The 22630-nt window shown below is 71.0% G+C and carries 22 protein-coding genes; 18 read left to right on the top strand and 4 right to left on the bottom strand.

Annotated features, from left to right (window positions below):
- Positions 1-139: 139 nt before the first annotated feature.
- Entirely contained in the window at positions 140-2662 is a 2523-nt protein-coding gene (locus tag D7D94_RS06655; RefSeq protein WP_156241874.1) for an HNH endonuclease signature motif containing protein, read from the top strand.
- A 152-nt stretch (positions 2663-2814) separates the two neighbouring features.
- On the opposite strand, the gene epsC is transcribed toward D7D94_RS06655, so the two are convergent.
- Both epsC and cysK read right to left on the bottom strand, forming a co-directional pair.
- A complete protein-coding gene (gene epsC / locus D7D94_RS06650) occupies positions 2815-3384 on the bottom strand; it encodes a serine O-acetyltransferase EpsC (RefSeq protein ID WP_156241873.1) in 570 nt (189 codons plus the stop codon).
- 7 nt (positions 3385-3391) lie between these two features.
- Positions 3392-4330 carry a cysteine synthase A gene (gene cysK, locus D7D94_RS06645; protein WP_156241872.1) on the bottom strand — a complete coding sequence of 313 codons (939 nt, stop codon included), beginning with the start codon at positions 4328-4330 and terminating at the stop codon, positions 3392-3394.
- Positions 4331-4442: 112 nt separating this feature from the next.
- Here cysK and prmC point away from each other — a divergent pair, with 112 nt between their 5' ends.
- The 16 genes from prmC to D7D94_RS06565 all read left to right on the top strand — a co-directional run bounded on the left by prmC (position 4443) and on the right by D7D94_RS06565 (position 20242).
- A complete protein-coding gene (gene prmC / locus D7D94_RS06640) occupies positions 4443-5330 on the top strand; it encodes a peptide chain release factor N(5)-glutamine methyltransferase (protein ID WP_156241871.1) in 888 nt (295 codons plus the stop codon).
- A 69-nt stretch (positions 5331-5399) separates the two neighbouring features.
- Positions 5400-6095 carry an L-threonylcarbamoyladenylate synthase gene (locus D7D94_RS06635; protein ID WP_156241870.1) on the top strand — a complete coding sequence of 232 codons (696 nt, stop codon included), beginning with the start codon at positions 5400-5402 and terminating at the stop codon, positions 6093-6095.
- Complete coding sequence (locus D7D94_RS06630; protein ID WP_156241869.1) at positions 6092-7261, top strand: MraY family glycosyltransferase; 1170 nt, start codon at positions 6092-6094, stop codon at positions 7259-7261. The genes D7D94_RS06635 and D7D94_RS06630 overlap by 4 nt, the downstream gene beginning before the upstream one ends.
- Positions 7261-7731, top strand: coding sequence for a Cg1360 family ATP-synthase-associated protein (locus tag D7D94_RS06625; protein WP_156241868.1), 471 nt, complete (start codon positions 7261-7263; stop codon positions 7729-7731). Before D7D94_RS06630 ends, D7D94_RS06625 begins: the two co-directional genes overlap by 1 nt.
- Before the next feature lie 167 nt (positions 7732-7898).
- Positions 7899-8705, top strand: a complete 807-nt coding sequence (gene atpB / locus D7D94_RS06620; RefSeq protein ID WP_246171893.1) for a F0F1 ATP synthase subunit A — start codon at positions 7899-7901, stop codon at positions 8703-8705.
- A 43-nt stretch (positions 8706-8748) separates the two neighbouring features.
- Entirely contained in the window at positions 8749-8988 is a 240-nt protein-coding gene (atpE, locus tag D7D94_RS06615; RefSeq protein WP_156241867.1) for a F0F1 ATP synthase subunit C, read from the top strand.
- Positions 8989-9016: 28 nt separating this feature from the next.
- Complete coding sequence (locus D7D94_RS06610) at positions 9017-9565, top strand: F0F1 ATP synthase subunit B (protein WP_156241866.1); 549 nt, start codon at positions 9017-9019, stop codon at positions 9563-9565.
- Positions 9565-10347, top strand: a complete 783-nt coding sequence (locus D7D94_RS06605; protein WP_156241865.1) for a F0F1 ATP synthase subunit delta — start codon at positions 9565-9567, stop codon at positions 10345-10347. Before D7D94_RS06610 ends, D7D94_RS06605 begins: the two co-directional genes overlap by 1 nt.
- A gap of 62 nt (positions 10348-10409) precedes the next feature.
- Positions 10410-12053: a F0F1 ATP synthase subunit alpha gene (gene atpA / locus D7D94_RS06600; protein ID WP_156241864.1), complete on the top strand. Its 1644-nt coding sequence runs from the start codon at positions 10410-10412 to the stop codon at positions 12051-12053.
- A gap of 21 nt (positions 12054-12074) precedes the next feature.
- Positions 12075-12965, top strand: coding sequence for a F0F1 ATP synthase subunit gamma (locus D7D94_RS06595; RefSeq protein ID WP_156241863.1), 891 nt, complete (start codon positions 12075-12077; stop codon positions 12963-12965).
- A gap of 31 nt (positions 12966-12996) precedes the next feature.
- Positions 12997-14445 carry a F0F1 ATP synthase subunit beta gene (gene atpD, locus D7D94_RS06590; protein WP_156241862.1) on the top strand — a complete coding sequence of 483 codons (1449 nt, stop codon included), beginning with the start codon at positions 12997-12999 and terminating at the stop codon, positions 14443-14445.
- 2 nt (positions 14446-14447) lie between these two features.
- Positions 14448-14708: a F0F1 ATP synthase subunit epsilon gene (locus D7D94_RS06585; protein WP_156241861.1), complete on the top strand. Its 261-nt coding sequence runs from the start codon at positions 14448-14450 to the stop codon at positions 14706-14708.
- A gap of 89 nt (positions 14709-14797) precedes the next feature.
- The gene (locus D7D94_RS06580; protein ID WP_156241860.1) at positions 14798-15556 is read left to right on the top strand and encodes a YaaA family protein; all 759 of its coding nucleotides are present in this window, start codon (positions 14798-14800) and stop codon (positions 15554-15556) included.
- A gap of 71 nt (positions 15557-15627) precedes the next feature.
- Positions 15628-16506 carry a DUF5684 domain-containing protein gene (locus D7D94_RS06575; RefSeq protein ID WP_156241859.1) on the top strand — a complete coding sequence of 293 codons (879 nt, stop codon included), beginning with the start codon at positions 15628-15630 and terminating at the stop codon, positions 16504-16506.
- A gap of 96 nt (positions 16507-16602) precedes the next feature.
- Entirely contained in the window at positions 16603-17418 is an 816-nt protein-coding gene (locus D7D94_RS06570) for a PP2C family protein-serine/threonine phosphatase (RefSeq protein ID WP_156241858.1), read from the top strand.
- A 61-nt stretch (positions 17419-17479) separates the two neighbouring features.
- Positions 17480-20242, top strand: a complete 2763-nt coding sequence (locus D7D94_RS06565; RefSeq protein ID WP_156241857.1) for an FtsK/SpoIIIE domain-containing protein — start codon at positions 17480-17482, stop codon at positions 20240-20242.
- A gap of 3 nt (positions 20243-20245) precedes the next feature.
- Here D7D94_RS06565 and D7D94_RS06560 read toward each other — a convergent pair whose 3' ends face one another.
- Complete coding sequence (locus D7D94_RS06560) at positions 20246-21241, bottom strand: asparaginase (RefSeq protein ID WP_173024243.1); 996 nt, start codon at positions 21239-21241, stop codon at positions 20246-20248.
- A gap of 59 nt (positions 21242-21300) precedes the next feature.
- Between D7D94_RS06560 and D7D94_RS06555 the strand changes: the two genes are divergently transcribed.
- Positions 21301-21792 (top strand): OsmC family protein, encoded by a 492-nt coding sequence (locus tag D7D94_RS06555; protein WP_156241855.1) that lies wholly within the window; start codon positions 21301-21303, stop codon positions 21790-21792.
- Here D7D94_RS06555 and D7D94_RS06550 read toward each other — a convergent pair.
- Positions 21761-22531 carry a lysophospholipid acyltransferase family protein gene (locus D7D94_RS06550; protein ID WP_156241854.1) on the bottom strand — a complete coding sequence of 257 codons (771 nt, stop codon included), beginning with the start codon at positions 22529-22531 and terminating at the stop codon, positions 21761-21763. The genes D7D94_RS06555 and D7D94_RS06550 overlap by 32 nt on opposite strands.
- Between the last annotated feature and the right edge of the window lie 99 nt (positions 22532-22630).

The raw sequence follows: 22630 nt of genomic DNA, 5'->3' as shown, positions 1-22630 counted from the left end.
CGGAGTCGGCGCGTCGGCGTCCCCATCTCGTTCGTCGAGCGAGCGGAGCGAGACGAGACGCCGGAAGACTTCTCGGGAACTCTGTGCCGGCCTGTGGATAACTGGCGGGAATGTCGGTGGTCGCTCGTAGCGTGGGGGCATGTCGAAGGGGACAGAGCCGGGTGAGGTGTCGGGGGTTCCGTGGGAGCCCACGGACGCTGAGATCTCCGCGACCGTGCACCTGCTGGACCGGTTGATGGAGGCGCGCCGGCTGCGGGCGGTGGCGGATGCGATGGAGATCGATGCTCTCGCGGAGGCTTCCTCGATCGCGTGGGGGCAGCTGGGGCGGGCGGAGTCGGATTCGCGGTACGTGTTCCCGATGCGGTCGATGGCGGGGGAGATCGCCGCGGCGGTGCACGAGTCGAAAGGCCGCACCCAGACGCGGATGGCGGACGCGGAGGAGCTGTCGAAGCGGTTCCCCACCACTGTGGAAGCGTTGCGGGAGGGTCGGATCACCCTGCGGCATGCGGATGTGATCCGGCGGGAGTCGGGGAACCTGCCGGAGGAGGTGCTGGGGGTGTTCGAGGAGGCTCTTCTTCCGGTGGCGGAGGAGGTGTCGCCGGGGGTGTTGCGGGGTTTCGCGGTGCGGGTGGCGGAGGAGTTGAATCCGCGGTCGTTCCGGGAGCGGCACGAGGACGCGTTGAAGCGGCGGACGGTGTGGTCGGAGGACCTCCCCGACGGGCTCGCGGAGCTGCACGTGGTGGGGGATGCGGTGAAGATCCACGCCGTCCGCGACCGGTTGCAGCGGATGGCGCGCGCGTACACCCGGTACGTGCGCGCGCAGGAACGTCAACGAGAGCGGGAGCAAGCCGCCCAGCAGGAACACGCCGACCGGGAGCAGCGCGAATGGGAGCAAACCCAACACGAGCGTGGGCGGGAACAGGGTCAGGGTGAGAAGGCCGCCCCCGAGCGAGCGGACGGCGAGCAGGCCGAGCGTGAGCAGGGTCAGGCCGAGCGTGAGCAGGCGGAGCGCGAGGAACCGGAGCGGGAGGCATCTGAGCAGGCGGGCTCCGATGAGGCGCAGGCGGAAGCTTTCGCTCCGGAAACGGAGGACGACGCGACCTCGTCGGATCCGTCGCAGCCCTCGGGTTCCTCGGAAGGCTCGGAGCCCTCGCAGTCCTCGGGCAAGCCGAAGGGTGGTGACCCGGGGGTGGATCGGTGGTGGTTGAACGTGTCGGAGGAGGACGAGAAGCTCTTCGGCGAACTCCTCGAAGCCTCATGCACGGGCAACGGCGGAAGACTCCGCGGAACGGCCAACCAACCCGATACCCGGCACGGCATGGGCGCTGGCCGCAGTGACGGCCTCAATGCCTCGGGAAGCATGAACGGGACTCGTCCTCCTGGCCCTCCCGTCGACCGGCGCTTGGACGAGCCTCCCGACGGGGTGCCGCCAGAGGCGTGGCCGGATGCGTGGTCAGACGATGATGCGGGGGATGCCGATTTCGTGGCGGTCGCGAGTGTGCAGGAGGTGGAGGACTGGCTGCGATCCATCGAGGACCGCATCCTCCACGCCAAACCCGGGGACCCCTGGTGGCCGCCCGATTCTCCCGATACCGATCCCGCTGACATCGGTCCGGACGATGCCGGTCCGGCTGATGGTGACACGGTCGATGTTGATCTCAGCATCGAGGAGCTGGACGCCCTGTACGCGTCGTGGTGCGCGAACGTCGGGCTTCCCGACCCCGACGAGGGAGCGGACTTCGCTCCCGGCTCGCTGGCGAGGGCGGTGTCCGAGCCCGCCGACCTCGAACGGGTCGCCGAGTACCGGCAGCGGGCCGAGGCGTGGGCGGACGAGCGCACCCGGACCCAGGTCGCCTCCGACATGGCGTTGGAGATGCTCCTGACCGGGACGGTCGATGCGCATTCCCGGATGAACGGGGAAGACCTCGCCCTCGACGCCATTCAGGCGAATATCCAGGTCACCGTCCCTGCCACCACTCTCGCCGGGGTCAGCGAGGACACCGGGTTCCTCACCGGGAACGGGCCCGTCGACCCCGCCACCGCTAGACGCCTCGCCAGCGAACAACCCGGCTGGGACCGGCTTTTCCTCCACCCCGACACCGGGGCGCTCGAGACCGTCGCCCGGTACACACCCACTCCGGCGCAGAAACGGTACCTCAGGGCCCGGGACGAGGTGTGCCGCACCCCGGGGTGTGAGAACCTCGCCGTCCACGCCGACCTGGATCACACGATTCCGTACTCGCAGGGCGGGCGAACCCACGTGTCGAATCTCGAGGCGCTGTGTCCGGGGTGTCACAAGGACAAGCACCACACCCCGTGGGCGGTGCGGCAGATCCGTCCCGGCGTCCTCGAGTGGACAAGCCCCGCCGGCCGACGGTACGTCGATCACCCCCTCCCACAGGTCCGCTTCAACGTCGTCAGCAACACCAGCAAGGCGGCGACACGCGCCACAGAAGCCGCGAAGGCCGCCTGCGAGAAAGCGAAGGCCGCGCGCGAGAACAAGCGCGACGACAAGACCCAGGCCGCGGCCAACGACAAGACCCAGACCGCGGCCGGCGACAAGACCCAGGCCGCGGCCGGCGACGAGGACACGACGCCGGATGGCCACCCGAGCAATGGCAGTGGCACGGTGCGTGGCGACGAGCACGAGGACGGCAGCTGATGATCCCCGTCTTGTCTCGAGTCACCGGCTCTCCCGCTCGATGCCCGAGAGCGCCGAAACCGGTCAGCCGGTCGCTCAGCCGCGCGGCTCGTGAAGCACGAAGGCAGGCGCAGGCGTCGCCATCGACGGCAGAAGCCGCCGGAAGCCCCGGCTCAGATGCTGTACTCGGGCGCCATCAGCAGCGTGCGGACGTCCTCGCCAGAGCGACGAGCGCGCGGACGGGCGGGGATGCCGACGAGCACGGTGTCGGCAGGGGCGCTGCGCGTGACAACCGCGTTCGCGCCGATGGCGCAGCGGTCGCCGATGACGACCGGGCCCAGCACCTTCGCGCCGGCGCCGACGGCGACGCCATCGCCGAGGGTCGGGTGCCGCTTGCCGTGGTCGTGCGTGCGCCCGCCGAGGGTGACGCTGTGATAGACCAGCACGTCGTCGCCGATCACCGCGGTCTCGCCGATCACGACGCCCATGCCGTGGTCGATGAAGAAGCGTCGGCCGATCACCGCGCCCGGGTGGATCTCGATCCCGGTCAGCGCGCGCGTCAGCTGCGACCCCGCGCGGGCGACGAAGCGGAAGCCCCGCCGCCACAGCCGGTGCCACACCCGGTGCGCCCAGATGGCGTGCACGCCCGGGTACAGGAGGGCGATCTCGATCGTGGAGCGCGCCGCGGGATCCCGCTGCCGGGCGGCAGCGAGATCCTCGCGGACGCGAGTCCAGAGCGACATCCGGCGGTCAGTCTTCGCGCAGGTCCTCGAACAGCGCCGTGGAGAGGTATCGCTCTCCGGTGTCGGGCAGCACGACGACGATGCGCTTGCCGGCGTTCTCCGGACGACGGGCGAGCTGCACGGCCGCCCATGTGGCCGCGCCGCACGACATGCCGACCAGCAGACCCTCCTGCGCGGCGAGGTCGCGCGCCGTGGCGATGGCGTCTTCGAACTCCACCGTCACGACCTCGTCGAACACCTCGGTGTCGAGAACCGGCGGCACGAAGTTGGGGCCGATGCCCTGGATCTTCGCGGGGCCGGGGGTGCCCTCGGAGAGCAGCGGCGATGCCGACGGCTCGACCGCGACGATCTTCACGTCGGGGTTGCGCTCCTTCAGCACCTGGCCGACGCCGGTGATGGTGCCGCCGGTGCCGACGCCGGCGACGAAGATGTCGACCTTGCCGTCGGTGTCGCGCCAGATCTCCTCGGCGGTGGTGGCGCGGTGGATGGCCGCATTCGCCTCGTTCGCGAACTGCTTCGCGAGGATGGCCCCGGGCGTCTCCGCGACGATCCGCTCGGCCTCGGCGACGGCGTTCTTCATGCCGCCGGCGGGGTCGGTCAGCACGAGCTGCGCACCGAAGGCCTTGAGGAGCACGCGACGCTCCTTCGACATCGACGCGGGCATCGCGAGGATGACGTTGTATCCACGCGCGGCGCCGACCAGCGACAGCGCGATGCCGGTGTTGCCGCTGGTGGCCTCGACGATCGTGCCGCCCGGCTTCAGCTCACCCGACTCCTCCGCCGCGTTCACGATCGCGATCCCCAGCCGGTCCTTCACCGACGAGCCCGGGTTGTAGTACTCGAGCTTCGCGACGACCTCGGCTCCCGCGCCCTCGGTGACGCGGTTGAGGCGGACGAGGGGCGTGTTGCCGAACGCGGTGGTGACGTCAGCGTGAATACCGGTCATGGCGGCCTTTCTGGAGGGAGAACCTGGGATGCGGTTCACACTAAGACACTAGGGCGAGCGCGAGTCCGGCGGCGTCATCGAGCGACATGCGGCTCCTTAGACTTGACGGGCCATGTCGCATCCCGCACCCCGGCCATCCGCCGTCACCGTCCGCACCGCTCTCGCCGACGCCGTCCGCGTCCTCGCCGAAGCGGGGGTGCCCGATCCCGACGTCGACGCCGAGCTCCTCCTCGCGCACGTACGAGACGAGAGCCGCGGCAGCGTGCAGGCCGCGGCCATCCGCGGCGATGCGCTCACTCCCGACGCCGTCGACGCCTTCGAGGCGCTCGTCGCGCGCCGTGCCGCGCGCGAGCCGCTGCAGCACATCACCGGCGTCGCGCACTTCCGGCACCTCGAGCTCGCGGTCGGGCCGGGCGTCTTCGTGCCGCGCCCGGAGACGGAGATGGTGGCGCAGCTCGCCATCGACGCCCTCCGCGCCGATCCGTCGCCCGAGCCCGTCGCCGTCGACCTCGGCACCGGCAGCGGCGCCATCGCCCTGGCCCTCGCCACCGAGGTGCCGCATGCGCGCGTCCACGCGGCGGAGAAGTCGCCCGACGCGTTCGCCTGGACCACGCGCAACCTCGAGCGCACGGGAGCTTCGAACCTCCGCCTCGTGCTCGCCGACCTCGCCGACGCGTTCGCCGACCTCGACGGCACCGTCTCCGTCGTCGTGTCGAACCCGCCGTACGTGCCCGACGACGCCATCCCGCGCGACCCGGAGGTGCGGCTGCACGATCCCGCGGCCGCGCTCTACGGCGGGCCCGACGGTCTCGACGTCGTGCGCGTGCTCAGCCGCACCGCGCTGCGCCTGCTGCGCCCGGGCGGCGTCCTCGTCATCGAGCACGGGGAGTGGCAGGGTGCGCCCATCCGCGAGCTGCTCGCCGGCGACGGATGGCGCGCGCCGGCCACGCACCCCGACCTCACGACGCGAGATCGCGCGACCACGGCCATCCGCCCCTGACGTCGACGGCAGGGCCGGAACGGCGTCCTCCCGGGGTTCTCGGGCGGCGCGCCGTAGACTTGTGCCGCTATGTCCCCCCTCTTCGATCTGCGTGACGAGTCGCAGCTCCTTCCCGGCCTGCGCCGGGCGCGCCAGGCGATCGCCCGCGGCGAGCTCATCGTGATCCCCACCGACACCGTGTACGGCGTCGCCGCCGACGCGTTCAGCCCCGAGGCCGTGCAGCGTCTCCTCGACGCCAAGGGCCGCGGCCGGCAGCAGCCGCCGCCCGTGCTCGTCGGCGGCGTGGACGCCATGCGCGCGCTCGTCGAGGACGTGCCCGAGCCCGTGCAGCGGCTCGTCGACCGGTTCTGGCCCGGCGGCCTCACGATCGTGCTGCCCGCGCAGGCGTCGCTCAGCTGGGACCTCGGCGACACCGAGGGCACCGTCGCCGTGCGCATGCCCGACCACCGTCTCACCCTCGAGCTGCTGGCCGAGACCGGCCCGCTCGCGGTGTCCAGCGCCAACCTCACGGGCGAGCCCGCCGCCGTCATGGCGGACTCGGCGATGAGCATGCTGGGCGAGAGCGTCGCGGTTTACCTCGACGGCGGCGCCTCGGCCACCGGCATCGCCTCCACGATCGTCGACGCGACGTCGCTCGTGGGCGCCGCGTCCGAGCGGGTCGTCCGCGTGCTCCGCGAGGGTGCGATCTCGCGGAGCGAGCTCCGCGACGTGCTGGGCGACCTGCTCGAGGCCGATCCGGAGTCCGAGGCAGGCAGCGACGCGTGAGGCAGTACGTCTTTATCATCGTCCTCACCGCCGCGGTCACCTTCGGCCTGGCGTGGGCGGTGTGGAAGCTCGCGATGCGGTACCGGCTGTATCCGGGCATCCGCGAGCGCGACGTGCACAAGACGCCGACCCCGCGCCTCGGGGGAGTGGCGATGTTCCTCGGGATCGCGACGGCCTTCGCGGTGTCGGCGGTGAACCCGTACTTCGGCATCTTCTGGCATGAGCCGCAGCGGGTCTGGTCCATCCTCGGCGCGGTCACCCTCATCATGCTCATCGGCGTCGCCGACGACCTGTGGGATCTCGACTGGATGATCAAGCTCGGCGCACAGTTCCTCGCCGCCGGGATCATCGCCGTCGGAGGGCAGCTGCAGATGTACTGGCTGCCGTTCGGCGGCATCACGGTCTGGGGCAGCTGGTTCAGCATCGGCCTGACGATCCTGTCGATCGTCGTCGTGATGAACGCCGTGAACTTCATCGACGGGCTGGACGGCCTCGTCGCCGGCGTCTGCCTCATCTCCAACGCCGTCTTCTTCGTGTACTCCTACCTCCTCGTGCGCGACACGGGAGCGACGGTCTACTTCAACTTCGCCACGTTCATCGCCGCCGTCCTCATCGGCGCGTGCCTCGGCTTCCTGCCGCTGAACTGGAACCCCGCCCGCATGTTCATGGGCGACTCCGGCGCACTGGTCCTCGGCCTCCTCATGGCCACGAGCGCCATCGCGATCACCGGGCAGCTGCCGCCGTCGATCCTCGACCGCGACGACTTCGACTCCCAGCTGCTGGGAGCGTTCATCCCGATCATCCTGCCGATCATCGTCGTCGCCCTGCCGCTGCTGGACTTCGGGCTCGCCGTCACGCGCCGCATGGGCGCGGGCCGCTCGCCGTTCTCGCCCGACCGGAAGCACCTGCATCACCGGATGCTCGACATGGGCCACAGCGACCGCGACTCGACCCTCATCTTCTACGCGTGGACGTCGATCTGCTCGCTCGCCGTGCTGCTGATGTACATCGCCACCCAGAGCGGATGGCCGGGGGACTGGTGGATCGGCATCGTCTTCGGCGCGGTCGGCGTCATCGCCTGCCTCGTGGTCACCCTCACCCCCTCGCGCCGCGCACCGCGCGGCGACGTCGCGGATGCCCCCGCGCCCACTCCCCAGGAGGCCTGATGTCGCCCTCGCCCGTCTCGAGCACCCCCATCCTGCGCGCCGCCATCCTGTGGAGCAGCGTCGCGACCGCCGCCATCGCGGTGGTCGGCGGCATCATCGGCTACCTCGTCGCCGGATCCGACGGCTTGTGGTCGGCGCTCGCCGGCGCCGTCGTCGCCGCCGTGTTCCTGCTGCTCACCAGCGTGAGCGTGCTCGTCGCCAACCGCTGGTTCGGCGACGCGCTGTACGTGCCGATCTTCTTCGGCATCGTCCTGGGCGGCTGGTTCGTCAAGCTCGTCGTGTTCATCGCCGCGCTGTTCATCCTGCGCGGGCAGCCCTGGCTGGAGCCCGTGGTCTTCTTCGTCGCGATCGTGGCGAGCGTCGTCGCATCGCTCGTCGTCGACATGATCGTGCTCCGCACGATGCGCATCCCGCACGTCTCCGACGTCTCGCTCCCGGGAGATGACGACGCGCCGACGCAGCCCCGTTGAGCCTTGATTTCTACAGCGCGTCAAAAGCTGGGCGCGACCTTTGGTAGGCTGAACTCACCTGCGGATGGTGTGCGGCGCGATGATCGCGGCGAGGCCCCGCAGAACCGCTCTCTCATGACAATTCACCGTGCTGGGCATTGCTCCGCGCGAGAAGCTGGAGCCACAGGTTGACTCAGGCAGCGAACCTCCTCGCCCACGCCGCCGCTGACGGAGAATTCCATCCGCCGTCGATCGACGACTTCTTCCCCGCTGGGCTGCTGTTCGCGGGCACGCCGTTCGAGATCACGCGCATCAACCTCGCGCAGTTCCTCGCCACGGCCGTCCTCGTCGTCATCCTCGTGCTCGGCACGCGCCGGATGGCCGTGGTGCCCGGGCGCTTCCAGAGCGTCGTCGAGATGGGCATGCTGTTCGTCCGCGACACGTTCGCGCACAACATCCTCGGCCGCAAGGACGGGGACCGGTTCCTCCCGCTGCTCATGACGATGTTCTTCATGATCCTGTTCATGAACCTGACGGGCATCATCCCCGGCATCAACATCGCCGGCACGAGCGTCATCGCCGTCCCGCTGCTGCTGGCCGTGGTGTCGTACGTCGCGTTCATCTACGCGGGTCTCAAGCGGAGCCCCGGCGGATTCATCCGGAACTCGCTGTTCCCTCCCGGGGTGCCGCCGTTCCTCTACATCATCGTCACGCCGCTCGAGTTCCTCTCGACCTTCATCATCCGGCCGGTCACGCTCACGCTGCGACTGCTGATGAACATGATCGTCGGGCACCTCATGCTCGTGCTGTTCTTCTCCGCCACGCAGTTCTTCCTCTTCACCATGGGCGGCCTCTGGTCGCTGCTGAGTGTGGGAACCCTCGCGTTCGGATTCGTCTTCACCCTGTTCGAGGTCCTGGTGGCTGTCCTCCAGGCCTATGTCTTCACAGTCCTCACCGCGGTCTACATCCAGCTCGCGGTTGCGGAAGAGCACTGACGGACGACCACACGGTCATCCGCCTTACCGAAAGGAAAAACCCGTGGACGCTACCACGATTCTGGCCGAGGTCAACGGTTCGATCGCGACGGTCGGCTACGGCCTGGCCGCCATCGGCCCCGCGATCGGTGTGGGCATCGTCGTCGGCAAGACGATCGAGTCGACCGCTCGCCAGCCCGAGCTCGCCGGCCGCCTGCAGACGCTCATGTGGATCGGTATCGCCTTCACCGAGGCACTCGCCTTCATCGGCATCGCCACCGGCTTCATCTTCGGCTACAACTGATCCCTCGCTCGAGACATAAGGAGGCAGGATGCTGAACGCTCTTGTCACTGTCGCCGCGGAGGAAGCCCACAATCCGCTCATCCCGGCGATCTACGACATCGTCTGGTCTGCGGTGTGCTTCGTCATCATCCTCGCGGTGGTGATCTTCGTGGCGCTCCCGCGTCTGACGAAGATGCTCGACGAGCGCTCTGCCGCCATCGAGGGCAACATCGCGAAGGCGGACGAGGCCCAGAAGCAGGCCGAAGCCGCTCTCGAGGAGTACACCCGGCAGCTCGCCGAGGCCCGTCGCGAAGCCGGCGACATCCGCGAAGCCGCCCGCGAGGACGGCAAGAAGATCGTCGCGGAGGCGAAGGACAGCGCCACGGCCGAGGCCGAGCGCATCCAGTCCACCGCGCACACGCAGATCGAGGCCGAGCGTCAGGCCGCCCTCGTGTCGCTCCGCGGCGAGGTGGGCGTGCTCGCCCTCGACCTTGCATCGGGCGTCATCGGGGAGACCCTGAACGACGACCTCAAGGCGCAGTCGGTGGTCGACCGCTTCCTGGCCGACCTCGAGGCTTCCGAGAAGGCGGCGAAGTAATGGGCAGCGCGACCACTCAGGCGCTCGCAGCGAGCGCATCCGCGCTCGATGCCGCGCCGGTCGACCTCGACACCGCGCGCGAGCTGTTCGCCGCGTCGCGTGCCGTCGCCGGCGCCCCGGCGCTGAGCGGCGCGCTCACCGACTCCGCAGCGACGGCCGAGAACCGCGGCGCCCTGGTCTCCCGGGCGTTCGGCGCGCTGTCGCTCGTCACGCGCGGACTCATCGCGCAGGTCGTGTCGCAGCGGTGGTCCTCGGGAGACGACCTCGTGTCGGGTCTCGAGGAGCTCGCGATCCGGGCCGCGGCCAAGGCCGAGGCCGCCGATGTGGAGGCCGAGCTCTTCCAGGTCGTCCGCATCATCTCGGCGAACCCGCAGCTCGAGCTCGCGCTCGGCAGCCGGCTCGGCGGGAGCGCCAAGAAGGGGGAGCTCATCGGCTCCCTCCTCCAGGGCAGGGCCAGCGAGGGCACGACGCTCATCGTGTCGTCGCTCGTGCAGCAGTCGCGCGGTCGTCGCGTGCGCGCGATGCTCAACCGCGCCATGCGCATCGCCGCCGCCCAGCGCGGTCGCACGGTGGCCACGGTGTACACCGCGGCGCCGCTGTCGCCGGTGCAGAGCGAGCGGCTCGCCTCCGCGCTGTCGAACCGCTACGGCGGCGAGATCGCGCTCAACCCCGTGATCGACCCGACGGTCGTCGGCGGCATCCGCATTCAGGTCGCCGACGACGTCATCGACGGCAGCATCTCGTCCCGCCTCGCCGATCTCCGGCAGAGGCTCGCAGGCTAAGCTCTCCCGCCCCGGCGGACGGCTCAGGGGTCGCCATCGGCCCCACAACACTAAGGAAGACAATGGCAGACATCACCATCAGCCCCGACGTCATCCGTGACGCGCTGAAGGACTTCGTCGCCGCTTACGAGCCCACCGGTTCCGCGGCGAACGAGGTCGGCACGGTCGTCGACGCGGCGGACGGCATCGCCCACGTGGAGGGCCTGCCGGGCGTCATGGCGAACGAGCTCGTGCGCTTCGCGGACGGCACGCTGGGCCTCGCGCAGAACCTCGACGAGGACGCCATCGGCGTCGTCGTGCTCGGCGAGTTCACCGGCATCGAGGAGGGCCAGCAGGTCACCCGCACCGGCGAGGTCCTCTCGGTCCCCGTCGGCGAGGGCTACCTCGGTCGCGTCGTCGACCCGCTCGGCAACCCGATCGACGGTCTCGGCGAGATCGCCGGCATCGAGGGTCGTCGTGCGCTCGAGCTGCAGGCCGCAGGCGTCATGCAGCGCAAGAGCGTGCACGAGCCGATGCAGACGGGCATCAAGGCGATCGACGCCATGATCCCCGTGGGCCGCGGCCAGCGCCAGCTCATCATCGGCGACCGCCAGACCGGCAAGACCGCGATCGCGATCGACACGATCATCAACCAGAAGGCCAACTGGGAGTCGGGCGACCCGACCCAGCAGGTCCGCTGCATCTACGTCGCGATCGGCCAGAAGGGCTCGACCATCGCCGGCGTGCGCGGCGCGCTCGAAGAGGCCGGCGCGATGGAGTACACCACGATCGTGGCCGCTCCCGCCTCCGACCCCGCGGGCTTCAAGTACCTCGCGCCGTACACCGGCTCGGCCATCGGCCAGCACTGGATGTACCAGGGCAAGCACGTCCTCATCGTGTTCGACGACCTGTCGAAGCAGGCGGAGGCGTACCGCGCCGTGTCGCTCCTCCTCCGTCGTCCGCCGGGACGCGAGGCGTACCCCGGTGACGTCTTCTACCTGCACTCGCGTCTGCTCGAGCGCTGCGCGAAGCTCTCCGACGAGCTGGGCGCGGGCTCGATGACCGGTCTGCCGATCATCGAGACGAAGGCCAACGACGTGTCGGCCTACATCCCGACGAACGTGATCTCGATCACCGACGGTCAGATCTTCCTGCAGTCCGACCTCTTCAACGCCAACCAGCGTCCCGCGGTCGACGTCGGCATCTCGGTGTCGCGAGTGGGCGGCGACGCTCAGCTCAAGCACATCAAGAAGGTCTCCGGCACGCTCAAGCTCGAGCTCGCCCAGTACCGCTCGCTGCAGGCCTTCGCCATGTTCGCGAGCGACCTCGACGCGGCCTCGCGTCGTCAGCTCGACCGCGGTGCGCGTCTGACCGAGCTGCTCAAGCAGCCCCAGTACACGCCGTACCCCGTCGAGGAGCAGGTCGTCTCGATCTGGGCCGGCACGAACGGCAAGCTCGACAGCATCGAGGTGGAGGACGTCCTCCGCTTCGAGCGCGAGCTGCTGGACTACCTGCGTCGCAACACCTCGGTGCTCGAGACGCTGCGCACCTCGGGCAAGCTCGAGGACGCGACGGTCGCCGAGCTCGAGCAGCAGGTCGACAAGTTCGTGCTGGAGTTCAAGCAGGGCGGCGGTCAGCACCTGACGGACGCCGGCCGCGAGGAGTTCGCTCCCGCTGCCGTGGAGGACGTGAACCAGGAGCAGATCGTCAAGGGCCGCCGGGCGTAAGGCCGGCGGAGACGACGCATCATGGGCGCACAACTCAGGGAGTACAAGCAGAAGATCTCTTCTGCTCAGACGACCAAGAAGATCACGAAGGCGATGGAGCTCATCGCGGCTTCGCGCATCCAGAAGGCGATGGCGCGCGTGCGCGCGTCATCGCCCTTCGCCCGCGAGGTGACGCGTGCGGTCTCGGCCGTCGCCACCCACACGTCGATCGACCACCCGCTCACCCGTGAGCCGGAGGTCGTGCGACGCTCGGCGATCGTCATCGTCAGCGCCGACCGCGGTCTCGCGGGCGCCTTCAACTCGCAGGTCATCCGCGAGGGGCTGGAGCTCGCCGAGCTGCTGCGTTCGGAGGGGAAGGAGATCGACTTCTACCTCTTCGGGCGCAAGGCCGTGGGCTACTTCCAGTTCCGACGGGTCACGGCGAAGGCGGAGTGGGTCGGCGACGCCGACACACCCCACTTCGAGACGGCCGAGGAGATGGCCGCGGCGCTGCTCGAGGCGTACGAGCTCGACGCGAGCGAAGGCGGAGTGGACGAGATCCACGTCGTCTACAACCGCTTCGTGAGCATGATGACGCAGACGCCGGAGACGATCCGTCTGCTTCCGCTCGCGGTCGTCGAGGCGGAGGAATCGGCATCCGCCGACGTCTACCCCCTCTACGAGTTCGAGCCGGACGCCACGCTGGTGCTCGACCGCCTGCTGCCGGTGTACATCCAGAGCCGCATCTTCAACGCCCTCCTGCAGTCGTCCGCCGCCAAGCAGGCCGCGACGCAGAAGGCGATGAAGTCGGCCAGCGACAACGCCGACAAGCTCATCACCGACTACACCCGCCTGCGCAACAACGCGCGACAGGCAGAGATCACTCAGCAGATCGCCGAGATCGTCGGCGGCGCCGACGCGCTGGCGTCCTGAGCTGTAGACCCACCAGGAAAGAGACGAAAGTATGACTGCCAACGCCACGGCCGAGACCACTGCGGTGGTCGGGCGCGTCGCTCGCGTCACGGGCCCCGTCGTCGACATCGAGTTCCCGCACGACGCGATCCCCGACGTCTACAGCGCGCTCAAGACGACGATCACCATCGAGGGCGAGAGCACCGAGATCACGCTCGAGGTCGCGCAGCACCTCGGCGACGACATGATCCGCGCCATCTCGCTCAAGCCCACCGACGGCATGGTCCGCGGCCAGGAGGTGCGCGACACCGGTGCGCCCATCTCGGTGCCCGTCGGCGACGTCACCAAGGGCAAGGTCTTCAACGTGATCGGCGAGGTGCTCAACCTCGGCGAGGGCGAGACGCTCGAGATCACCGAGCGGTGGCCCATCCACCGCAAGGCGCCCAACTTCGACGTGCTCGAGTCGAAGACCCAGATGTTCGAGACCGGCATCAAGTCGATCGACCTCCTCACGCCGTACGTGCAGGGTGGCAAGATCGGCCTGTTCGGCGGCGCGGGCGTCGGCAAGACCGTCCTCATCCAGGAGATGATCCAGCGCGTCGCGCAGGACCACGGCGGTGTGTCGGTGTTCGCCGGCGTCGGCGAGCGCACCCGTGAGGGCAACGACCTCATCCACGAGATGGAGGAGGCGGGCGTCTTCGACAAGACCGCCCTGGTGTTCGGCCAGATGGACGAGCCGCCGGGAACGCGTCTGCGCGTGGCCCTGTCGGCGCTGACGATGGCGGAGTACTTCCGCGACGTGCAGAAGCAGGACGTGCTGCTCTTCATCGACAACATCTTCCGCTTCACGCAGGCGGGCTCCGAGGTGTCGACCCTGCTCGGTCGCATGCCCTCGGCCGTGGGCTACCAGCCCAACCTCGCCGACGAGATGGGTGTGCTCCAGGAGCGCATCACCTCGACGCGCGGTCACTCGATCACCTCGATGCAGGCGATCTACGTGCCGGCCGACGACTACACCGACCCGGCCCCGGCCACGACGTTCGCGCACCTCGACGCGACGACCGAGCTGTCGCGCGAGATCGCGTCGAAGGGTCTGTACCCCGCGATCGACCCGCTCACCTCGACGAGCCGCATCATGGACCCGCGCTACCTCGGCGCGGACCACTACCGCGTCGCGACCTCGGTGAAGCAGATCCTCCAGAAGAACAAGGAGCTGCAGGAGATCATCGCCATCCTCGGTGTCGACGAGCTCTCGGAGGAGGACAAGATCGTCGTGTCGCGTGCACGTCGCATCCAGCAGTTCCTCTCGCAGAACACCTACATGGCGAAGAAGTTCACCGGTGTCGAGGGCTCGACCGTGCCGCTCAAGGAGACCATCGAGTCGTTCGACGCGATCGTCAAGGGCGAGTTCGACCACGTCGCCGAGCAGGCCTTCTTCAACGTCGGCGGCATCAGCGACGTCGAGGCGCAGTGGGCGAAGATCCAGAAGGAGAACGCCTGATCATGGCGCTCAACGTCACCCTGGTCTCCGCGGAGGCGGAGGTCTGGACGGGCGAGGCGAGCCTCGTGGTCGCCAAGACCACCGAGGGTGAGATCGGCTTCATGCAGGGGCACGAGCCCGTGCTGTCGATCCTCTCCCAGGGGCAGGTCCGCATCACGCAGGCGGATGGCCAGAAGATCGTCGCGGACGCCCGCGACGGGTTCGTCTCGATGGAGGGCGACGTGCTCACCATCGTCGCCGGACACGCCGCGCTCGTCGACTGACGCAAGCTCACTCCCGCCAGGGCGGAGGATCCTCGGATCCTCCGCCCTGGCGTTCGTCTGCGCCCCGACGGGCGCGGAAGGGGACATCCGTGCTCATCCTGCTCCCGCCATCCGAGACCAAGTACCCGGGCGGCGACGGCGCGCCCGTGCGACTCGCCGAGCTGCGTCTGCCCGAGCTCGTCGGGGAGCGCGAGGCGGTCTCCGACGCGCTCGTCGCGCTGTCGGCGGATCCCGAGCGCGCGGCTCGCGTCCTGAAGCTGGGCGCTCGGCAGCTCGGGGAGATCGAGCGGAACGCCGCCCTGCTCGGGGCGCCGACGATGCCCGCCGTCGACCGCTACACCGGGGTGCTCTTCGACGCGCTGGACGCGGCGACGCTGTCCGCCGGCGCGCGGGAGTGGCTCTCGCGCCATGCGCTGATCCACACCGCGCCGTTCGGTCCGGTCGGCGCCGGCGATGCGATCCCCGCGTACCGACTCGCCGCGGGCGCCGCGCTGCCGGGGGTGCCGCCGCTGCGCCGCCACTGGGCGGCCGCCGCCTCCGCCGCGCTCGGCCGTGCGGCGGGCGACGGGCTCGTCGTCGATCTCCGCTCGAAGGCCTATGTCGAGCTCGGGCCGCTCGCGGAGGGCGTGACGGGGGTCGCGGTGTCGGTCGTGGCAGAGGGGGCGGATGGCGCGGTGCGCGCTCTCAATCACTTCAACAAGAAGGCAAAGGGCCGCTTCACGCGCCTGGCCGCCGAGAGCGCCGCCGTCTGGGAGACGGCGGACGACCTGCTCGTCTGGGCGGAAGCCGTCGGCCTGGACATGCGCCGCGGGGAGTCGCCACGCGAGGTGCTGCTCGTCGCCGAGTAGCGGCCGGCGGCGCGACTCTGGCATCGTGGTCGTGCGGCCGGGTTCGGTCGCGGACATCCAGGAGGTCTTCGATGTACGACGACATGTACGGCCCGAGCGGCGGGGCGCTGCTCGCGGTGCTCGGCATCTTCCTCTTCCTCGTCGTCTTCGGCGCGGTCATCTACTACGTGCTGAGCTCGTGGTTCCTCATGAGGATCTTCGACAAGGCGGGCGTGCAGGGCCGCTGGCGCGCGTGGGTGCCCGTGTACAACCTCATGGTCTTCTTCAAGCTGGGCGACCTGAGCCCGTGGCTCGTCCTCTACAGCCTGGCCGGATCCATCGTGCTCGGCTTCATCGATCTCGGCTTCATCTTCGGGATCGCGACGGCGGTGCTCTCCGCGATGGCCGCCTACCGCGTGGGTCTGAAGCTGCAGAAGGAGGGCGCCTGGGTGGTGCTCTACATCTTCCTGTCGCTCATCTGGCTCGGCATCAACGCGTTCGACAAGTCGCGCTGGAACCCCGCCGTGCCGCCGGCGCCGTGGAGCGGGAACGCCTTCTTCGGCGACCGCACCGTGTGGGACGGCGTGCCCGCCGGCCCGCGACCCGGTCTCGGCGCGCCCGGCTACGGCGCGTCAGGCTACGGCGCGCCCGGCTACGGTGCCGCCGGCTATGGCCAGGCGCCCTATGGCCAGGCGCCCTATGGGCAGGCGCCTTCCGGGCAGGCGCCTTCCGGTCAGAGCGGCTACGGCCATCCGCAGCAGGGGCAGGCGCCCTACGGTCAGTCGGCTCCCGACGCGTTCCCCGGCGCCTTCCCGCCGCCGGCGGATGCGACCGGAGGTATCCCGCCGCGCGGCGACGCGCCCGGCGCCTACCCGCCCCCGCCTGCCGGCACCACGCCCGGCGCGGTCCCGCCGCCGCCGCGATGCGAGGGCGACGACCCGACGACCCCGCCGGCGCCGCCTGCTCCCTGACCGCATCGGCGACGAGAACACGACCGCGCCGCTCGACTAGGATGTGATGACCGCGCTCGGGTCACCGAGCGCTCACCGACACCCGGAGGCCCTTCCGTGCCAGACGCACCCGTGACGACTCAGTCGACGATCGTGCGACGCGCCGGGGGAGACGTCATCGTCTCGTGGGCCGGCGTCACCGATCGCGGCCGCAAGCGCGAGATCAATCAGGACGCCGTCCTCGCGCACTTCCCGCTCTTCGTCGTCGCCGACGGGATGGGCGGCCACATCGGCGGCGAGATCGCCAGCGCGAGCACCGTCGCGCAGCTGCAGAAGGTCGTCGAGCACGGTGACATCACGCCGGAGGCGATCGAGGACGCGCTGCTGCGCGCGGTCGGCGACATCGGCGACCACCCCGAGACGACGGACGAGGGCACCGGCACCACGGTGACCGGCATCTACCTCCACGCGGACGGCGAGGAGGACGCCTGGATCGTCCTCAACATCGGCGACTCGCGCGTGTACCTCGACCGGGACGACGCGCTCGCGCAGATCACGGTGGATCACTCGCTCGTGCAGGAGCTCGTCGCCTCCGGGCGGCTGAGCCCCGAGGAGGCGGAGAACCACCCCTACGGGAACGTCATCACCCGCGCGGTGGGCCCGAGCGAGAGCGTCGTGCCCGACTACGTCCGCCTCGACGTGCGCGCGGGCGACCGGTTCGTCATCTGCTCGGACGGGCTCACCAAGGAGCTCACGGACTACGGGATCCTCCACTTCCTCCGCCAGAACGCCGACCCCGCCGCCGCGATCGAGGCGATGCTCGCCGCCGCGCTGGAGAACGGCGGGCGGGACAACGTCTCGATCATCGTCGTCGACGTGAAGGACGCCGCGCCGACAGCGGACGCCGTCTCCACAGCGGACGCCCCGGCCTAGATCCGTCCACAGATCCGGGAGCCCGGCACCGCGCGAGCGTGTGGCGCGGTGTCATGGGGGCATGACGACCTCCGTCCTTCCGCGCATCGACGAGCCGATCGCGCTCCCGGCCCGCGCGCTGCCGCCGCGTTCCGCACGCTGGCCGCTGTTCGCCGCGCTGGTCCCGGTCGTCGGCGGCGCCGCCATGTGGCTCGCGACCGGGTCGATGCTCTCACTGTGCTTCGCCGCCCTCGGGCCGCTCATGGCGCTCGCGTCGGCGATCGACGCGCGCCGCAGCTCCCGCCGCGAGCGGCGACGCTCCGACGCCGAGTACGCGTCCGCCTGCGCCCGCGTCGAGGCGGAGGTCGACCGTCGTCACGAGCGCGAGCGGCAGGAACTCGCCGCGCGCCTCGTCGACGTCGCCGCGCTTCTCGCCGATGCCCGCCGGATGTGGCGCGCCGGGGCAGACGAGCTGGTCGTCGGACGCGGCCCCGGCTCGAGCCGCGTGCGCGTGACCGGCGGCGACGGCGAGCAGGCCGATGGCGTCCGCGCGAGAGCCGGCGTGCTCGACGACGCCCCCATCGCGATGAGCGCCGCCGAGGGCGTCTGCGTCCGCGGCGATCCCGTCGTCTCCCGCGCGGTCGCACGGGCGCTCGCCGTGCAGCTGTGCCTGCGCGCGTCGCCCGGCGAGCTCGCGGCGTGTCCGGGGCCGGAGGAGGAGGAGTGGATGGACCTGCTCCCGCATCGGGGCGCGACAGCCGCGCCGCACCGGCTCGCGCTCGTGCTCGGCGGCGCGGCGCCCGCGGAAGCCGACCGGGTGATCGCGGCGTGCGGCCCGGGCGAGCCTCCGCCGGAAGCATGCGAGGCCGTGCTGGAGGTCGACGACGGACTCCGCGGCCGGCTCCTCCGCGGGCCGCACGTGCAGGAGCTGGCGCTGGAGGCGGTCTCCGGCCCGCAGGCGGCCGCACTCGCGGAGCGCCTGTCGAGGCTTCCCGGCAGCGGCGGTCCGTCTCCGTCCGACCCGCCGCTGACCCTCGGCTCCCTGGAGCCCCTCGCCTCCGGTGAGGCAGCGGCCCTTCCCGCCGTGATCGGGACGACGGCGGGCGAGCCCGCCGTCGTCGACATCGTCGGCGACGGCCCCCATGCCGTGGTGGTGGGCACCACCGGCGCCGGCAAGAGCGAGCTGCTGGTGACGTGGGTGGCATCGCTCGCGCGCACCTACACCCCCGAACGGGTGGTGTTCCTCCTCGCCGACTTCAAGGGCGGAACGGCGTTCGACGCGCTCGCACACCTGCCGCACGTGACGGGCGTGATCACCGACCTCGACGCCGGGGCGGCGCGACGCGCGGTGGAGAGCCTGCGTGCGGAGCTGCGGCGACGGGAGACGCACCTGGCGGCACGCGGCCTCCGCGATGTCGCGGCGCCCGGCGCCGGCCTGCCGCGCCTGGTCATCGTCGTCGACGAGTTCGCGGCCCTCCTGCAGGACCATGCCGACCTGCATGCGGTGTTCACCGACGTCGCCGCGCGCGGCCGCGCGCTGGGGATGCACCTGGTGCTCGGCACGCAGCGCTCGACGGGCGTGCTCCGCGACGCGCTGGCCGCCAACTGCCCGCTGCGGATCGCGCTTCGCGTGGCCGAACCCGCGGAGAGCCGCGGCGTCATCGGCCGAGACGACGCCGCCACGCTGCCCGGCGGCGTGGACGGACGCGGGCTGGCGTACATCCGGCGCCCCTCCGACGCCGGCCCGCGACTCACCCGCGTGGCGCTCACCGCTCCGGCCGATGTCGCCGCGATCGCGACGTCGACGGATGGCCCGTCGTCGCACGGTCCGTGGCTGGCGCCGCTGCCGCGGGAGCTCCCGATCGACGCGCTGCCGCCGGCCGGGCCCGGCGAGGTCGTCCTCGGGCTCGCCGACGATCCCGCGCATCAGCGGCAGCCGCTCGTCCTGCTGCGACCGGGTGCCGACCGGGCGCTCGCCGTCGTGGGCGGAGCCGGCAGCGGGAAGACGAGTCTCGTGCGCCTCATCGCCGAGCAGCGCCCCGACGCCCTGCTCGTCCCGCCGGACGCCGAGGGCGCGTGGGACGCCGTGGAGCGCGCGGAGGGGGCCGCCGGCGCGCTGCTCCTCGTCGACGACCTGGACGCACTGCTCGCGCGATTCCCGCATGATCACGCGCACGTCCTCGCCGAGCGGATCGAGGGCATCCTCCGCGACGCGGGGGAGCGGCGGAGCACGGTCGTGCTCACGCTCACCCGGGTGGCCGGACCGGCAGCGCGCCTCCTCGACCTCGTCGCGCGCCGTGCGCTGCTGGCGGTGTCGTCGCGGGCCGACCATGCGGCGGCAGGCGGCGAGAGCGCCGCCTTCGACCCTCGCCGCGCGCCGGGGCGCGGCGTCCTCGACGGACTCGAGGTGCAGCTCGCGATGCCGCGCGTGCCGGGGCGGCCGGTCGAGGAGCCGCCTCCCGCAACGGCATGGCGCCCGTCCGCTCCGGTCACGGCACTCGTCGCGAAGGCGGCGCGGCGACGAGCGGTCGCCCTCGCCGGGGGGTGGGGCAACGGGGTCCACGTGGTCGTGCTCGACGACCTCCCGTCCGGCACCATCCTCGCCGCACTCGCGCAGCCCGCCTCGCCGGTGGTCGTCGCGGGGGAGCCGGAGTCGTGGCAGCGTCAGTGGGCGCTCCTGCAGGAGGCGCGGTCGGGCCATCCGCTCGTCGTGAGCGCGGAGTGCGCGACCGAGCTGCGCGTGCTCACCGGCGAGCGGGAGCTTCCGCCGTACGCGCGCCCCCGCGCGTCACGCGCGTGGCTCTGCGTCGACGGGCGGCCTCCGCAGCGGGTGGTGCTGCCGTGATCGTCAGACGCTCGCGCGGATGCGCCCGACCTCCGCACCCCCGCCGCGCACCGACAGCATCGGGTTCGTGCGGGCGAAGTGGTCGACGGCCTCCGCACCGAGGGCACCCGTGCGCGCGAGCAGCGTCAGCGCCACGAGGACCGCCGCGCGGTTCGAGCCGTCGAGCATCTTCACGACGACGGCGGTCCCGTCCGGGGCGATCATCGTCTGCACGCCCTCCGCGCCGAACTTGGAGTACACGCCGAAGGTCTCGATCGCGATCGTGTCGGGGCGGCCCGGTCCTTCGACCGTCCAGGGGTTCTCGCGCACCGCGCGCACGAGCGCGCCGGCGACGCGGTGCATGGCGAAGGGCGACCGCTCCGATGAGGTGCCGGCACGATGCAGCGCGCGGGCCAGCCCCGAGAGGGTGAGCGCGTGCACGGGCGCGCCGCAGCCGTCGATGACGGTGGCGCCGACGCGCTCGCCCGAGAGACGCTCGACGACTTCGCGGATGTGCAGCTGCAGGGGGTGCGCGGGGTCGAGATAGGTGGCCGTGTCCCAGCCGCTGGCGACGCACGCCGTGAGCATCGCGGCGTGCTTGCCCGAGCAGGTCATGCGCAGGCGCGACGGCTCGTAGTGGTCGCGGACCATCGCGTCGCGTGCGGCGGAGTCGCTCGGCCACTGCGCGGGGCATCCCAGGGCGTCCTCGCTGAGCCCCACGGCGGCGAGCATGTCGCGCACCAGCGCGACGTGGCGGTCGGTGCCCGAGTGGCTCGCCGTGGCGATCGCCAGCCGCTCGCCCTCGAGGGGTGCGCCCGCGGTGACCGACCCGATCGCCTGCAGCGGCTTCAGCGACGAGCGCGGCAGGATCAGGGCGTCGGTGCGGCCGAGGGCCATCGCGACCTCGCCGTCCGGAGAGAGCACGAGCGCCGAACCGACGTGGCGGGATTCGACGAACCCTCCGCGGTCGACGACGGCGAGCTCGACGGCTTCCTGGGCGGCGAAGGTCTCTGCAGTCACCAGACAACCCTAACGAAGCGGCCGACCGCCACCCTGCCGCGCGGTGTCACACTGGGCTCATGCTCGGCGAACATCACTACGCGCTCACCGCCACCTGGACCGGAGACCGCGGCACCGGCACATCCGGCTACCGCGACTACGACCGATCGGTCACGCTCGCCGTCGCCGGCAAGCCCGACGTCCTCGCCTCGGCCGACGTGCCGTTCCGCGGCGACCGCGCGCGATGGAATCCCGAGGATCTCCTCCTCGCCGCGCTGTCGGAGTGCCACCTGCTGTCGTACCTGCACGCCTGCGTCGTGCGCGGGGTGGTCGTCACCGCCTACGAGGACCACGCCGTGGGGACCATGCGGCAGGAGGGCAGCAGCGGCCGGTTCACCGAGGTGGTGCTGCGCCCGCGCGTCGAGGTGGCGGAGGCTTCGATGGTCGCCGAGGCCATCGCCGCCCACGAGGACGCGCACGACTGGTGCTTCATCGCGAACTCGGTCGCCTTCCCCGTCCGCCACGAGGCGGTGGTCGAGGTCAGAGACGCTCGTGGGGAAGCGCCCGCTTGATCTTCTCGAGCGTGTTGTGCGCGGGGACCTCGTTGTAGACGCCGGCGAGCTCCTGCCCCGACAGCTCGTGGATGGCCGCCATGATCTCGTCGGTGGCCGTGCGGCGCGCCTTGCCCGACGACGCCGGGCCGTGACCCGTGAGATCCAGCGGCTTGCCGAAGCGCACGGTCACGCGCTCGCGGAAGGAGGGGATCTTGGCGCCGACGGGCATCACGCGGTCGGTGCCGATCAGGCCGATGGGCACCACCGGCGCGCCGGTCTCCAGGGCGAGATAGGCGATGCCGGTGCGGCCCCGATACAGGCGCCCGTCGCGCGAGCGCGTCCCCTCCGGGTGCAGTGCGACCGCGGCGCCGGCGGCGAGGATCTGCTTCTGACGGTCCAGCGCGTCCAGCGCGGCCTGCCCTGCCCCGCGCTCGACGGCGATCGCGCCGACCGCCGTGAAGAAGGTGCGCGAGAGCCAGCCCTTCACACCGGTTCCGGTGAAGTAATCGGACTTCGCGAGGAAGTGCACGGCCCGAGGCGCCGCCGCGATCGGGATGGCGATCGAGTCGATGAACGACAGATGGTTGCTCGCCAGGATGACCGCCCCCTCGGTGGGGATGTTCTCCCGACCCTCCACGCGCGGGCGGTAGATGGCCCGTGCCAGCGGTGAGAGCACCAGACGCCCGGTCGTGTACGCCCAGCTCGGACGGAGCGGGTCGCCGTCAAGCTCGGCCTGCGCCTGCGCGTCGTCGGTCATCCTCCCAGGTTACTGCGGCCATATGCCTGTGCCGGCATCCGCCCCTCGCGGGCGCGTTCAGCCCATACGGAGCGGGAATCGGGGAGGATGGACGCGATC

Source organism: Microbacterium oryzae, assembly GCF_009735645.1.
Classification (GTDB): domain Bacteria; phylum Actinomycetota; class Actinomycetes; order Actinomycetales; family Microbacteriaceae; genus Microbacterium; species Microbacterium oryzae.
The sequence above is the reverse complement of the archived record's forward strand: the minus strand, read 5'-3'. Positions and strand labels throughout refer to the sequence as shown.